General features: G+C 70.2%; 1 protein-coding gene. It reads right to left on the reverse strand.

Going from position 1 to position 17,324, the window contains the following annotated elements:
* Positions 1-17,322, reverse strand: a 17,322-nt coding sequence (locus MB828_RS38630) for a non-ribosomal peptide synthase/polyketide synthase (RefSeq protein WP_343236233.1), incomplete at its 3' end; no start/stop codon positions are given.
* Between the last annotated feature and the right edge of the window lie 2 nt (positions 17,323-17,324).

Consider the following 17,324-nt stretch of genomic DNA (forward strand, 5'->3'; position numbering starts at 1 on the left):
CGTCGTCTCCGTCGGACCGTACATGTTCCACACCTCAGCGCCGCTGTCCAGCAGAGCCCCGGCCAGCCGGGGCGGCAGTGCCTCACCACCGGACAGCACCCGCAAGCCCTCGATACCCGGCCAGCCGTCGCCCAGCAGCATCTGCCACAACGACGGAGTCGCCTGCACCACCGAAGCACCAGACCGGGCCAGTTCGCTTTCCAGCAGACCGGGATCAGCCACTGCATCGCGCGACGTGACAACGACCCGAGCCCCCTGCACCAGCGGCAACCACACCTCCAACCCCGAGATGTCGAAGCCCAGGGTCGTCACCGCCAGCAGAACGTCATCAGCGCTCAGACCCGGCCGCTCCCGCATCGCGGTCAGGAAACCGACCAAGTTCCGCTGCCCGACCAGCACCCCCTTCGGCCGACCCGTCGAACCGGACGTATACAGCACATACGCCAGCCCATCCGCACGCACCGGAACATCCGGAGCCGAAGACGGCAACTCGGCGATGGCCACACCCGTGTCGGCGTCGTCCAGCCACACCGCCGTCCGCACAGGCAAGCAACCTGCCACCGAACGGTGCCCCACCAGCACCGAGCAACCACTGTCCGCCAGCATGAACTCCAGCCGCTCCACAGGGAACTCCGAATCCAACGGCAGATACGCGCCACCGGCCTGCCACACCGCCAGCACCGCCACCACCATGTCCACACCGCGCTCCACACACAACCCCACCACCGACTCCGCACCCACACCCACCGAGCGCAGATAGTGCGCAAGCCGGTTCGCCCGTGCCATCAACCCGCCATACGTCACCACCACATCACCCGAGACGACCGCCACCGCATCCGCAGCTTCCACCGCCCGCCTGGCGACCAGCTCCCGCACCCCGCCCACCGACGGCACCACAGCAGCCGTGGCGTTCCAGCCGCGCACCACCTGATCCCACTCACCCGACGACAACACCGGCAACTCACCCACACGCCGGCCCGCGTCCCCCGCCACCGCCTCCAACACCGTCACCAGATGACCGGCCAACCGCTCCACCGTCACCGCATCGAACAACGCACTGCTGTACTGAATCCCCGCCTTCAACGTCCCGTCGTCCGATTCCTCCAGCATGACCCACAGGTCGAAGGCCACGGCGATCTGCGCGGGCGAGGAGTCCGCGTTGTCGGCGGCCTCGGTCGTGCCCTGGCCGCCTTCGGTGCCGTAGCTGAAGAAGACCTGGAAGAGCGGGGTGCGCGAGCGGTCGCGCTCGACGACCAGCTCGTCCACCAACTGCTCGAAAGGCAGGTCCTGGTGCGCGTACGCGCCGAGCGCCGTTTCACGCACACGGCCGAGAAGTTCGGTGAAGGTCGGATCGCCGGACAGATCCGTCCGCATGACCAACGTGTTCACGAAGAACCCGATCAGGTCCTCCGTCTCGGCCCGGTTCCGGTTCGCCACCGGGGTGCCGACGACGACGTCATCCGATCCCGCACAGCGCCCCAGCAGCACGTTCAGTGCGGCCAGCAGCGTCATGAACATCGTCGTCCCGTTCGCCCGCGACAGCGCTCGCAGCGCCTCCGTCGTGTCGGCCGAGACGGTGAACGGCGCCATCGAGCCCTCGGCTGACCGCACCGGCGGGCGCGGCCGGTCGGTGGGCAGCTCCAACGTGGGTACGTCAGCCAGCTGGGTACGCCAGTAGGACAGTTGGTCGTCGAAGACCTCGCCTTCCAGCCACTGCCGTTGCCAGACCGCGAAGTCGGCGTACTGCACCGGCAGCGGCGGCAACGGGTTCCCCTCCCCCGCACGGAACGCCTCGTACAGTGCCGACAGTTCGCGCCTGAGGATCCGCGACGACCACTCGTCGGAGACCACGTGGTGAGTGAGCAGTGCCAACAGGTGCTGTCCTTCGCCCAGCCGAATCAGCATGGCCCTAATCAGTGGGCCTGCCGCCAGGTCGAACGGCGCCCTGCCGTCCTGAAGGGCCAGTCGCTCCCCCTCTTCCACCGGATCGACGCTCTCGGACACGTCCACCACCGGCAGCGGGAACGCGGAGGGCGGGTCGACCACCTGGTGCGCCACCCCGTCGGCGCCGGCGACCAGACGGGTCCGCAGCACCTCATGCCGCGCGACCACAGCGCTGAGCGCCGCCGTGAGTACCTCGACGTCGAGATCACCGTCCCACGGCAAGTACAGGGGCAGGTTGTACTCGGTGGAGCCGGGCTCCAACTGGTCCAAGAACCACAGCCGCTGCTGTGCGAACGACAAGGGCAGTGGCTGGTCCCTGCTGACCACGGTCCACTGCGGTTCCCGTGCCCCCGGCGCCGAAGCGTCCAGGGCGGCGGAGAGCCCGGAAACCGTCGGACTGTCGAACATCGTCGCTAGCGGGAGGTCCACCCCGAACACCTCGCGCACACGGGACATCACCTGGGTGGCGAGCAGGGAATGCCCGCCCAGTTCGAAGAAGTTGTCCATGGCGCCGACCTGGTCCAGCCCGAGGAGCTGCGCCCATATGCCGGCCACCAGTTCCTCGGTCGCTCCCGACGGAGCCACGTACCCGTCCAGTTGCCGATCCCCCTCCGGGTCCGGCAGCGCGGCCCGGTCGAGCTTGCCGTTCGGGGTCAGGGGCAGGGTGGCGAGTTCGGTGAAGACGGACGGGATCATGAAGGCGGGCAGGTGGGCAGCAGCGTGGGCGCGGAGTTCCGTGACCGGCGGGACGCCTTCCACCACGTCCTCGGGGACCAGGTAGGCCACCAGTCGGCGGTCCTCCTCGTCTCCGAAGGGGAGCACGACGGCCGACCGCACACGCGGATGATCCGCCAGCACGGCTTCGATCTCGCCGGGTTCGATGCGGAAGCCGCGGACCTTGACCTGCTGGTCGACGCGGCCCACGAAGTCCAGCTGTCCGTCGGGGAGCCAGCGGGCACGGTCACCGGAGCGGTACATACGCGAACCATCGGAGGCGAACGGATCGGGGAGGAAGCGTTCCGCGGTCAGAGCCGGGCGGCCGGCATAGCCACGGGCCACCTGCGGCCCCGCGATGAACACCTCACCCGCCACACCCACAGGGACCGGTTCCAGCCGCTCGTCGAGCACATACAGGCGGGCGTTGGCGACCGGGGAGCCGATGGGAGGCAGTCCGTGGCCGTCGACCTGGCCCGCGGTGACCATGACGGTGGACTCGGTGGGGCCGTAGGTGTTCACCAGACGCCGGCCCGGCGCCCAGGCCCGCGCCACCTGCTCGGTCAGCCGCTCCGCACCCAGCAACAGCGTTTCGACACCGGGCACCTGCTGCGGATCCAGCACGCCCAGCAGAGAAGGCACCACGCTGGTCGCGCTGACGCCTTCCGCCCGGACCATGGCGGTCAGCGCCTCCGGCTCCGCCCGCTCCTGCGCCGTCGCCACGACGAGCGTGCCGCCACGGGCCAACGTCACGGCGACATCCAGCACCGCCGCGTCGAAACTGAACGAAGCGAACTGCAACACCCGCACACCCGGCTCCGCACCCAGCTCCGGGCCCAACGCGGTCACCATGCCGAGAACGCTGCCGTGGGAGACCTGCACGCCCTTGGGGCGACCCGTCGACCCCGACGTGTAGATCACGTAGGCCAACTGGGCCTGACCGACGGAGACTTCGAGACTCCTGGACGGCAGGTGAGCGGTGCGGGCCAAATCGCCCTCTCGGAGTACGACCTGCGCCCCGCTGTCGGCGACCATGAACTCCAGCCGCTCCGCCGGGTATTCGGGATCCAGGGGCAGATACGCACCACCCGCCAGCCACACCCCCAGCACGGCCACGACCATGTCGACACCACGCGGCAGACACAGCCCGACGACCGACTCCGCCCCGACACCCCGCCCCCGCAGCTCATGCGCCAACCGACTGGCCCGGTGGAGCAGCCCGGCATAGGTCAGTACCCGGCCGCCGGACACCGCTGCCACCGCATCCGGAGTCTCGGTCGCGCGGGCGACGATCAGCTCATGCACCCCACCCACCGACGGAAGCGGAACCGGCACCCCGTTCCACTCCCGCACGACCCGCTCACGCTCGTCACCGGACAGCACAGGCAGCTCACCCACCCGCCGCCCCGCGTCCTCCGCCACTGCCTCCAGCAAGCGCACCAGGTGACCGGACAACCGCTCCATGGTCCCCGCGTCGAACAGGGCCGTGCTGTACTCGATCTGGCCCGCCAGCCCCCCGCCCTCACGGTCGCCGACCCGCAGTGACAGGTCGAACTGGACCGCGCGGGAGCTGTCGCGGGGCGCGTCGCCTGGGGCGGGGGCGGCGCTGTCGTTGTCGTAGCTGAAGAGGACCTGGAAGAGCGGGGTTCGGGAGCGGGCCCGTTCCACCACGAGGTCGTCCACCAGGTGCTCGAACGGCAGGTCCTGGTGGGCGTACGCGTCCAGGGCCGTGTGTCGTACCCGGGCGAGGAGTTCGGTGAAGGTCGGTTCGCCGGAGAGGTCCGTGCGCATCACCAGCGTGTTGACGAAGAACCCGATCAGGTCCTCCGTCTCGGCCCGGTTGCGGTTCGCCACGGGCGTGCCCACGGCCACGTCCGCGGAGCCCGTGTAGCGCCCCAGCAGCACGCTCACCGCTGCCAGCAGGGTCATGAACATGGTGGTGCCGCTCTCGTGGGAGAGCGAGCGCAGGGCCTGAGCCACTTCCTCGGTGACGGTGAACGGCAGCACGGCTCCCTGCGAGGTGCGGACTGCCGGTCGGGGACGGTCGCTCGGCAGGTCCGTGGGAGAGAGCCCGGCCAGTTGGCCGCGCCAGTAGCCCAGTTGTCCCTCCAGCACCTCGCCGTCCAGCCAGCGCCGCTGCCAGACCGCGAAGTCGGCGTACTGCACGGTCAGCGGTGGGAGCGGGTCCGGCCGGCCGGCGCGGAAGGCGTCGTAGAGCGCCGGCAGTTCGCGCCGCAGGATGCGTTCCGACCACTCGTCGGTGACGACGTGGTGCAGCGTGAGCGCCAGGACATGGTCGTCCGGGGCCAGGCGGATGAGTGCGGCCCGTACGAGAGGGCCGCCTGTGAGGTCGAAGGGGGTGGTGGCGTCGGCGGTGACCAGGGCGTGGGCGAGTGCCATGGGGTCGGTCGCGTCGGACAGGTCCACGACGGGCAGCGAAAACGCGGAGGGCGGGTCGACGATCTGGTGCGCCACGCCGTCCGCGTCCGCCACGAGCCGGGTCCGCAGGACCTCGTGCCGGGCCGTGAGTCCGCTGAGTGCCGCGCCCAGGGCTTGGACGTCGAGGTCTCCCCGCCAGGGCAGCGGGGACGGCAGGACGTGGGCGGTCGAGCCGGGGTCCAGTCGGTCGAGGAACCACAGGCGCTGCTGGGCGTAGGACAGCGGCAGAGGCTCGGCACGGTCGGCCGGGGTCATCGGTGGGGCCGTGGATGTGGTGTCCGATCCGTCGATCGCCGCGGCCAGTCCTCGTACGGTCGGGTGGTCGAAGAGAGCCGACAGCGGCACCTCGGCGCCGAACACCTCGCGGACGCGGGAGATGACCTGGGTGGCGAGCAGGGAGTGGCCGCCGATGGCGAAGAAGTCGTCGTCGGCTCCGACGCGTTCGGTGCCGAGGACCTGGGTCCAGATGCCCGCGAGCAGTTCCTCGGCCGCGCCCAAGAGGGGGACGTGTCCGTAGGTCTCCCACTGGCCGGGGTCGGGTTGCGGAAGGGCGGAGCGGTCGGTCTTGCCGTTGCGGGTGAGGGGCAGTTCCGCCAGCTCCGTGAAGAGGGCGGGGATCATGAACTCGGGCAGGGTGTGCCGCAGATGGTCCCGCAGCTGCGGGGTCGGCGGGATGCCCTCGGTGGGGTCTGCCGGGACGAGGTGAGCCACGAGCCTGCGGTCGGTGCCCTCGCCGTGGGCGGTCACGACGGCGGACCGGATGCCCGCGTGGGCGGTCAGGGCGGCCTCGATCTCCCCGGGCTCGATCCGCACGCCACGGATCTTGACCTGGGTGTCGGCCCGGCCGAGGAACTCCAGCTCGCCGCTGGGCAGTCGGCGTACCCGGTCGCCCGTGCGGTACATCCGTGAGCCGTCGGCGGCGAAGGGGTCGGCGAGGAACCGTTCGGACGTCAGCGCCGCGTGGCCGAGGTAGCCGCGGGCCACGCCCGTGCCGCCGATGAAGAGTTCACCCGCGACACCGATCGGTACGGGTCGTATGGACGCGTCGAGCACGTGGGCCTGGATGCCGGCGATCGGCCGTCCGATCGGTACGGTCGCCACGGCGCTGCTCAGGAGGCCGGCGACGCAGGTGATGGTGGCCTCGGTGGGGCCGTAGGCGTTGTGGACGGGTACCTGTGTGTACGTGAACCACTGGGCGAGGGTCCTCGGGGAGAGCGCTTCGCCACCCATGATCAGCAGCCGGAGGTCCGGTCCGAGGGCGTCCGGGGCGGTCAGGTGGGGGACAAGCATCTCCCAGAGCGCGGGGGTGATGTCGACCGAGGTGGCGGCCTGGGCGCGCAGCTCGCGCAGGGTCCGCTCCGCCGGCCACTGCTGCTCGCCGCGCAGTACGAGCCGTCCGCCGTGCGTCAGGGTGGCGAAGAGCTGTTCCTGGGCGGCGTCGAACATGAAGGACGCGATCTGCACTGTGACATCGGCCGGGGACAGTCCGTACTGGCGGCCCATCTCCCGCAGTTCCAGGCTCCATGATCGGTGCGGGACCAGTACGCCCTTGGGCTGGCCGGTGGAGCCCGAGGTGAAGATGACGTACGCCAGGTGGTGCGGCGACACCTGGGTGCCGGGGTTGTCGGTGGCGTAGGTGGCGATCGCGGGGCCATCGGTGTCGAGGGTGAGGCTCGGGACGGACACCTGTGTCAGACGCTCGGCCGTCGCGGTCCGGGTGACCAGCAGTGACGCGCCGGACGACTCGATCATGTGCGCGATCCGCCGGGCGGGGTGGTCGGTGTCGAGGGGAAGGTAGGCCGCGCCGGCCTTGAGGATTCCGAGCAGCGCCACGATCGTGTCCGGGCCGCGGTCGAGGCACACGCCGACGATGTCCTCGGGTCCGACCCCCCGTGCGATGAGCCGGCGGGAGAGCTGATTGGCCCTGGCGTTGAGGTGTCCGTACGTGAGATGCCGGCCGTCTGCGACGACGGCGACCGCGTCGGGCGTGCGCCGCGCCCAGTCCTCGACGAGCCCGTGGACCGGGTCTCCGTCCGCGTCCGGTTCCGGGCCGGTGGCGAGGGCCCGCAGGGCCGCGTGCTCGGCCTGCGAGAGGAGGTCCAGTTCGTCGATCCGGCGCTCCGGGTTCAGGACGCCGTGCAGGACTGCGACGAGGTGACCTGCCATCCGCTCCACGGTCGCCGCGTCGAACAGGGCGGTGCTGTACTCCAACTCGCCGGTCAGAACACCTTCTCCGGTGTCCCTGAAGGACAGCGCGAGGTCGGACAGGGCGAGGTCCCGGGACATCGAGGCACCGGGGCCGCTCGCCTCCTCGGGCCCTCCGGGCTCCGTAGCCGTGGCCGTGGTTGTGGCCGCCGCCGTCGCCGCTGAACCGGCGCCGTCCCGGAGGTAGTTGAAGTACACCTGGAACAGGGCCGTACGGGAACGGTCCCGGTCGGTGACGAGTTCCTCGACCAGCTGCTCGAACGGCAGGTCCTGGTGCTCGTACGCGTCCAGCGCCGTCTGCCGGACCCGGCCGAGGAGTTCGGTGAAGGTCGGGGCACCCGACAGGTCCGTCCGCAGGACCAGCGTGTTGACGAAGAACCCGATCAGGCCCTCCGTCTCGGCACGGTTCCGGTTCGCCACCGCCGTGCCGACGGCGATGTCGTCGGCATCGCAGTAACGGGCCAGCAGCACGTCGAAGGCAGCGAGGAGCGTCATGAACATCGTCGTGCCGCTCTCCCGCGACAGCACCCGCAGCGCCTCCGCGGTCTCCGCAGGGACGGTGAACCGGGCCGTCGCCCCCACCGAGGAGCGGATCGGCGGCCGGGACCGGTCAATCGGCAACGACAACTCGGGCAGATCGCTCAACTGATGACGCCAGTAGTCCAGTTGTCCGTCGAGCACGGCACCGCTCAGCCACTGACGTTGCCAGACCGCGAAGTCCGCGTACTGCACGGGCAGCGGCGGCAGCGGATCCGGCCGGCCGACGCGGAACGCCTCGTACAGCGTCTCGATCTCCTGGTGGAGGATCCGCGCCGACCACTCGTCGGACACGACGTGGTGCATGGCCAGCACCAGCACGTTCTCCCCGATGCCCAGCCGGATCAGCGTCGCCCGCAACAGGGGCCCGGCAGCGAGGTCGAACGGCTCCGTCATGTCCTGGGCGACCATGCGCCCCGCTTCCCCGAGCGGATCGTCGCTGCCGGACACGTCCACCACCGGCAGTAGGAGCGGCCGAGGCTCCTCAACGACCTGCCGGGCCACGCCGTCCGCATCCGCCGGCAGCCGTGTGCGCAGCACCTCGTGCCGGGCCACCACGGCGTCCAGGGCGGCACCCAGGGCCGCCACGTCCGGCACGCCGTCCAGCCGGACGGGCAGTACGACGTTGTACTCGGTCGACCTGGGATCCAGCTGGTGCAGGAACCACAGCCGCTGCTGCGCGAACGACAACGGCAACGGCCGGTCCCGGTCTCGGTCCACCACCGTCACCGGTGGCACCGCCCCGCGCGAAGAACTCCCCACCTCGGCCGCCAGGGCCCGGACTGTCGGCTTGTCGAAGAGGGCGGCGAGCGGCAGCTCGACGCCGAACACCTCTCGGATGCCGGACATCACCTGCGTGGCCAGCAGCGAATGCCCGCCCAGCTCGAAGAAGCCATCGGTCGCACCGACGCGCGCCACGCCCAGGACGCGGGTCCAGAGGTCCGCGAGCAGTTCCTCCGTGGGGCCGACCGGGGGAACGAACTCCTCCGCCCCGCTGCCCGCGCCGTCGGGGGCCGGGAGGGCGGCACGGTCGAGCTTGCCGTTGGGGGTGAGGGGCAGGGCGGCGAGTTCGGTGAAGACGGACGGGATCATGAAGGCGGGCAGGTGGGAAGCCGCGTGGGCGCGCAGGTCGGTGACGGGCGGGATGCCTGTGGTCGGGTCCTCGGGGACGAGGTAGGCCACCAGTCGGCGGTCGTCCTCGTCGCCGAAGGGGTGCACGACGGCGGTACGGACCTGGGCATGTGCGGTGAGGACGGCTTCGATCTCACCAGGTTCGATACGGAAGCCACGGACCTTGACCTGCTGGTCGACGCGGCCCACGAAGTCCAGCCGTCCGTCGGGCAGCCAGCGGGCACGGTCACCCGAGCGGTACATACGCGAACCATCGGAGGCGAACGGATCGGGGAGGAAGCGTTCCGCGGTCAGGGCCGGGCGGCCGGCATAGCCACGGGCCACCTGCGGCCCCGCGATGAACACCTCACCCGCCACACCCACAGGGACGGGATCGAGCGATGCGTCCAGGACGTACAGGCGGGCGTTGGCGACCGGGGAGCCGATGGGAGGCAGGCCCCGGCCGTCGACCTGGCCCGCGGTGACCATGACCGTCGCCTCGGTCGGGCCGTAGGTGTTCACCAGCCGCCGGCCCGGCGCCCAGGCCCGCGCCACCTGCTCGGTCAGCCGCTCCGCACCCAGCAGAAGGGTTTCGACACCGGGCACCTGCTGCGGATCCAGCACGCCCAGCAGGGACGGCACGACGCTCGCCGCGTTGACGCCTTCCGCGCGGACCATGGCGGTCAGCGTCTCCGGCTCTCCGCGCTCGGCGGATGTGGCGATCACCAAGGTCCCGCCCTGGGCGAGGGTCACGGCGACATCCAGCACCGCCGCGTCGAAACTGAACGAAGCGAACTGCAACACCCGCACACCCGGCTCCGCACCCAGCTCCGGGCCCAGCGCGGTCACCATGCCGACGACACTGCCGTGGGAGACCTGCACGCCCTTCGGCCGCCCCGTCGAACCCGACGTATAGATCACATACGCCAACTGATCTGGCGATACAGCGATGTCCGGCGCCGTCGACGGCCAGTTCCCGTCCTGCGTGAGATCGTCTTCGCGGAGTACGACCTGCGCCCCGCTGTCCGTGACCATGAACTCCAGCCGCTCCGCAGGGTATTCGGGATCCAGCGGCAGATACGCACCACCCGCCAGCCACACCCCCAGCACCGCCACCACCATGTCGACACCACGCGGCAGGCACAGCCCCACCACCGACTCGGCCCCGACACCCCGATCACGCAGCTCATGCGCCAGCCGACTGGCCCGGTGGAGCAACCCGGCATAGGTCAAGGCCCGGCCACCGGACACCACAGCCACCGCGTCCGGAGTATCGGTAGCCCACCCGGCGATCAGTTCATGCGCCCCGCCGACCGACGGGAATACGGCCGAAGCACCGTTCCACTCCCGCACCACCTGCGCACGCTCGTCAGCGGACAGCACGGGTAGCTCCCCCACCCGCCGCTGCGCCGCGTCCTCCGCCACCGCCTCCAAGACGGTGACCAGATGCCCGCCCAACCGCCGCACCGTGTCGGCATCGAACCGCGCCCGGTCGTACGTCAGGCGCAGCGCGAGTTCGCGGCCGTGACTCGCGGCCACGCTGAGTCCGTAACTGCCCTGCTCACGCACGTGGTTGAAGCCGGTGTGCAGACCACTCCGGGCGGAGTCCTCCTGTCCTTCCTCAAGCTCTCGGACGGGGTAGTTCTCGAAGACGAAGAGCGTGTCGAAGAGGGACTGCCCAGGGGGCAGTTCGCTGCTCTCACTGATCGTCACCAGCGGTGTGTGCTCGTACTGACGGGCTCGGACCTGCTCATCCTGGAGGCCGGTCAGCCAGTCGACGACGGACCGTTCCCGGTCGACGTGGATGCGGACCGGGGTGGTGTTGATGAGGAGTCCGACCATGTCGTCCATACCGTCGATCTGACCGCCCCGCCCGGAGGACGTGACGCCGAAGACCACGTCGTCAGAGCCCGCGTACAAGGACAGCACCAGGGCCCAGGCACCCTGCACCACCGTGTTGACCGTGAGCCGGTGGCGACGGGCGAACTCCGCCAGACCGGCCCCCGCCACCGAGTCCGGGAGTGCGAGATGGACTTCCTCCTGACCCGGCTCGCCCCCGACGCTCCGCACGTCCAGTGCGGTGACCTCGGTGAAGCCCGCCAGACGCTCGCGCCAGTACGCCCGGGCCTCGTCCAGGTCCTGGCCGGCCACCCAGGCGGCGAAGTCCCGGAAGGGCGCCCGTGCCACCGGCCGTGGTTCGGCGCCTTCCCGGAAGGCGTGGTACGCCTCCAGCACCTCGCTGAGGACGATGGGCACACTCCACCCGTCCAGCAGCAGGTGATGGAGGCTCCACACCAGCTGGTGGCGGGCGTCGGCGAACCGGACGAGGGTCAGCCGGACCAGCGTCGGCTGGGAGAAGTCGGCCCCTCGCGCCCAGTCCTCTGCCAGGAATTCGTCATGGGTCCGGTGCCGTTCGTCCTCCGGCAGGTGCGAGAGGTCCAGAATCCGCAGGGGCAGGGTCACGGACCGGGAGACCACCGCCAGCGGATCGGGGAGCCCGTCCCACACGACCGTGGTGCGCAGCACCTCGTGCCGCGAGAACACCAGTTCCCACGCCTGCCTGAACGCGTCGAGATCCAGGTCTCCCTCGAAGAGAAGCCCGTTCTGGACCCAGTACATACCGGCCTCGTCGGCCAGCCGGGTGTGGAAGAGCATGCCCTGTTGCAGGGCGGTCAGCGGATAGATGTCCTCCACTGAGGTCGGCAGCTGTCGCTCGATGCGGTCGAGGCCGCGCTGGTCGAGGTGGGCCAGCGGGAAGTCCGACGGGGTGTGCCCGCCGACGTCCGGACGGCAGCAGTACGCGATCAGCTCGGTCAGGACCTCGATATAGCGCTCGGCAAGCCGCCGTACCGTCGCTTCCTCGTGCACCTCAACCCCGTACGTCCACACCATCTGCAAACCGCCGTCAGCGATGAGGCAGTTGACGTCGATGAGGTACGACCGCTCGTGGTGAGGTGCCTCCAGCTCTCCGAGTACGCCAGGCAATTGCCTGAAGGCACGGCTTGACTCGTCGTGCTCCGGGACGTGTTCGGGGCCGGCTGTTGCCCGTCCGCCGGCTTGGCCGAGGTAGTTGAAGCTGACCTGCGCACCGGGGCCGGGCGCGGGGGTCCAGTCGGTCAGGTGGCGCAGGAGGCCGTACCCGAGGCCCTTGCGGGGCACCGCCCGCAGGTACTCCTTGGTCCGCCGCAGCAGGGCGCCCAAATCACCGTCCGCCGGACCCGACAGGGCCACCGGATACACACTGGTGAACCAGCCCACGGTCCGTGACACGTCGACGTCGGCGCCCACGTCCTCGCGGCCGTGGCCCTCCACGTCCACCAGCACGGACGGGGCATCGCACCAATCGGTGAGCACCACGCCGAGTGCGCTCAGCAGCACGTCGTTGATCTGCGTGCGGAACGCCTGCGGCACCTCCCGCAGCAACCGCTCCGTGTGCTCCGTGCCGAGGGCCACGCTCACCCGGCGCGCGAGCCCCGCCGTGTTCGCACCGCTCAGCTCACGTGGTAGGGGGGTGGCGGCCTCCTCCGTCCGCCGCCAGTACGCGGCCTCCTCGGCCAGTTCCGGGGTGCCGGCGAGTTCCGTCAGCCGCTCCGCCCACCGCATGAAGGACGTCGTCTTGGCGGGCAGGACAACCGAGTTACCCCCGGCCGCCAGCTCATACGCCGACGTCAGGTCCTCCAGCAGGACCGGCCAGGACACCGCGTCCACGACCAGGTGATGGACGGCGACGAGCAGCAGCCGGCCCTGCTCACCACGCTCGAAGAGCGCCGCACGCAGCAGGGGTCCCTCACCCAGGTCGAGACCCGCCTGCACCTGCGTGGCACGGGCGTCGAGGAACGCCTCGTCAGCCCCGGCCGCGTCGACCGTCGTGAGCAGGTCGGCGGGCTCGGCAGCCACCACGCGGCCGACCCACCGGCCCTCCTCGCGCAGGAAGCGAGAGCGCAGCGCGTCGTGCTGCTCGACCAGGGCGCGCAGGGCGATCCGCAGCAGCTCAGGATCGACCTCATCGGAGACGTCGAGGACCATCGCCTGGTTGAAGTGCGAGGGCTCCGGCTGGCCCGCGTCCAGGAACGCCCTCTGCACGGGCGTCAGCGGGAAGTCCCCCACGACCAGGCCCTGTTCGGCATCGACGGTGCTTTCACTCGTCGCCACCGACGCCAATGCCGCCACCGTCTGGTGGTCGAAGAGCTGGGCCACGGTGACGTGCACCCCGAGTTCGCGAGCACGCGCCACGACCCGGATGCTGATGATGGAATCACCGCCGACGTCGAAGAAGTTGTCCTCGACACCCACCCGCTCCAACCCGAGCACCTGCGCCCACACCCCGGCCAGCACCCGCTCAGCCTCACTACGCGGCGCCACGTACACACCCGCCGACCCGGCACGCTCACCGTCAGGAGCGGGGAGCGCGGCCCGGTCGAGCTTGCCGTTCGGAGTCAGAGGCAGGGCGGCGAGTTCGGTGAAGACGGACGGGATCATGAAGGCGGGCAGGTGGGCAGCAGTGTGGGCGCGGAGTTCCGTGACCGGCGGGACGCCTTCCACCACGTCCTCGGGGACCAGGTAGGCCACCAGTCGGCGGTCCTCCTCGTCTCCGAAGGGGAGCACGACGGCCGACCGCACACGCGGGTGATCCGCCAGCACGGCTTCGATCTCGCCGGGTTCGATGCGGAAGCCGCGGACCTTGACCTGCTGGTCGACGCGGCCCACGAAGTCCAGTTGTCCGTCGGGCAGCCAGCGGGCACGGTCACCCGAGCGGTACATACGCGAACCGTCAGCGGCCAAGGGGTCGGGGAGGAAGCGTTCCGCGGTCAGGGCAGGGCGCCCGGCATAGCCACGGGCCACCTGCGGACCCGCTATGAACACCTCACCCGCCACACCGATGGGCACGGGACGCAAGGATGCATCGAGTACATGAACCCGCGCATTGGCGACCGGCGCACCGATCGGCGGCACATTTACCGAACCGCCTACCCGCCCCGCGGTGACCATGACCGTCGCTTCGGTCGGCCCATAGGTGTTCACCAGCCGCCGGCCCGGCGCCCAGGCCCGCGCGACCTGCTCGGTCAGCCGCTCCGCACCCAGCAGAAGGGTTTCGATTCCGGATACCTGGTGCGGGTCCAGCACAGTGAGCAGGGACGGCACGACGCTCGCCGCCCCGACGCCCTGCGCGCCGATCATCGCGGTCAGCGCCTCCGGCTCCGCCCGCTCCTGCGCCGTCGCCACGACGAGCGTGCCGCCACGGACCAGGGTCACAGCAAGATCCAGCACCGCCGCGTCGAAACTGAACGAAGCGAACTGCAACACCCGCACACCCGGCTCCGCACCCAGCTCCGGGCCCAACGCGGTCACCATGCCGACGACACTGCCATGGGAGACCTGCACGCCCTTCGGCCGCCCCGTCGAACCCGACGTATAGATCACATACGCCAACTGGCCAGGTGTTACGAAGATTTCGGGAGCCGTCGACGGCAGATCCCCCGCCAGGGCGAGATCACCCTCACGAAGTACGACCTGCGCCCCGCTGTCCGTGACCATGAACTCCAGCCGCTCCGCCGGATATTCGGGATCCAACGGCAGATACGCACCACCCGCCAGCCACACCCCCAGCACCGCCACCACCAGATCGACACCACGCGGCAGACACAGACCCACCACCGACTCCGCCCCGACACCCCGACCGCGCAGCACATACGCCAGCCGACTCGCCCGGGCCAGCAGACCGGCATAAGTCAGGACCCGACCACCGGACACCACGGCCACCGCATCCGGAGTCTCGGCAGCCCATCCGGCGATCAGCTCATGCACCCCACCCACCGGCGGAAGCGGAACCGGCACCCCGTTCCACTCCCGCACGACCCGCTCACGCTCGTCACTGGACAGCACAGGCAGCTCACCCACCCGCTGTCCCGCGTCGTCCGCCACCGCCTCCAGCAGCCGCACCAGATGACCCGACAACCGCTCCACGGTCCCCGCGTCGAACAGCGCCGTGCTGTACTCGATCGTTCCCGTGAGGGCCTCGCCGGCGTCGCTGAGTGTCACGGCCAGGTCGAACTTCACGGGCAGCACCGCCGGTGTGGTGGTGTCCTCGTCGTCGGCCGACGAGGCGTCGGCCGAACTGCCCGTGTCCTCGGCGGCGTAGCTGAACAGCACTTGGAACAGCGGTGTCCGTGACCGGTCCCGTTCCGCGACGAGTTCGTCGACCAGGTACTCAAAGGGGAGGTCCTGGTGTGCGTACGCGCCGAGGGCCGTCTCCCTTACCCGGGCGAGGAGTTCCGTGAAGGTGGGGTCTCCGGACAGGTCGGTTCGCATGACGAGCGTGTTGACGAAGAACCCGATCAGGTTCTCGGTCTCGGCCCGGTTCCGGTTGGCCACCGGTGTGCCGACCACGATGTCCTCGGACCCCGTGTACCGACCCAGCAGGATGTCGAACGCGGTGAGCAGCGTCATGAACATCGAGGAGCCGCTGACCCGCGACAACGCCCGCAGTGCTTGTGCCGTCCGCGCGGGAACGGTGAACCGTCGGACGGCGCCGACGGAGGACCGGACGGCCGGGCGGGGGCGGTCCGTGGGCAGGTCCAGCACCGGCGCGTCGGCCAGTTGCTCACGCCAGTAGGACAGTTGCCGGTCGAGGACGTCTCCGTCCAGCCACTGCCGTTGCCAGACCGCGAAGTCGGCGTACTGGACCGGCAGCGGCGGCAGCGGGTCCGGTCCACCGTCGCGGAACGCCTCGTACAGCGCCGACAGTTCGCGCCGCAGGATCTGTCCCGACCACTCGTCGGAGACGACGTGGTGCATGGCCAGCGCCAGTACGTGCTCGTCGGTCCCGAGCCGGATGAGGGTGGCGCGGATCAGGGGATCGCGCGCCAGATCGAACGGGGTGGCGGCGTCGGCGATCATGAGTTGCTGCGCGGCGAGGTGGGGTTCGGTGTTCCCGGAGACGTCGACCACGGAGAGCGGGAAGGGCGCTGACGGGTCGATCACCTGGTGCGGGACACCGTCGGAGTCCGCGACCAGCCTGGTGCGCAGGACCTCGTGTCGTGTGACGAGTACGCTGAGCGCCGAGCCCAGCGCCGCCACGTCGAGTGAGCCGGGCCACGCCACCAGGGCGGGGACGTTGTACTCCGCGGATCCCGGTTCCATCTGGTCGAGGAACCACAGGCGTTGTTGCGCGAAGGACAGCGGCAGTCGCTCGTCCCTGCCGACGGCCTCGATCGGTGGTACGGGGGTCTGTGTCGCCGCCGTCCCGACCAGGGCGGCGAGGGCCTGCACTGTCGGGTGGTCGAACAGGGCGGCGAGGGGTATCTCGGCTCCGAAGACCTCACGGACCCGGGAGACCACCTGGGTGGCCAGCAGGGAGTGGCCGCCGAGTTCGAAGAAGTCGTCGGTGGCGCCGACACGGTCCACGCCGAGCACCTGGGTCCAGATCCCGGCCAGCAGTTCCTCAGCCGGGTTCGACGGCGGGACGTGGCCCGTGAGGTGCCCGCGGGCGGTGTCGGGGGCCGGAAGGGCGGCTCGGTCGATCTTTCCGTTGGTGGTGAGGGGCAGTTCCGCGAGTTCCGTGAAGGACGCGGGGATCATGTGGTCGGGCAGCTGCCGGCTGGCGAAGGCGCGCAGTTCGGTGGGGGTGGGGATGCCCTCCGCCGGGTCGTCCGGAACCAGATACGCGGCCAGACGACGATCCGCCTCCGCACCGAACGCCCTCACCACCACCGCCCGCACCCCAGGACAACCCCCCAGCACCGACTCGACCTCACCCAACTCGACCCGATACCCACGCACCTTCACCTGACCATCCACACGCCCCAAAAACTCCACCTGACCATCCGCCAACCGACGCACCCGGTCCCCCGACCGATACATCCGCCGACCCCCACCCACGAACGGATCCGCCACAAACCGCTCACCCGTCAACCCCGCACGACCCCCATACCCCCGACCCACCCCCACACCACCAATGAACAACTCCCCCACCACACCCACCGCAACCGGCACCAACCGCTCATCCAGCACATACAACCGCACATTGTCCACCGGCCACCCAATCGGCGGCACACCCCCCACACCACCCCACCCACCCGACCCACCCTCCAGCACGGCAGCACTCGCACACACCGTCGCCTCAGTCGGCCCATACGCATTCACCAACCGGAACCACTCACCCCACACCCCAGCCAACCCACCATCCAACCGCTCACCCGCCGTCACCAACGTCCGCAACCCCACCAGATCCGCCGGCTCCAACACCGACAACAACGACGGCGGCAACGTCGCCACCCGCACCCCACACCCCCGCACCAACCCCGCCAACAACCCCACATCCGCCCGCTCCTCAGCAGACGCCACCACCAACACCCCACCCGCCACCAACGCCACCA

The organism is Streptomyces arenae (assembly GCF_022343545.1).
Classification (GTDB): Bacteria; Actinomycetota; Actinomycetes; order Streptomycetales; family Streptomycetaceae; genus Streptomyces; species Streptomyces humi.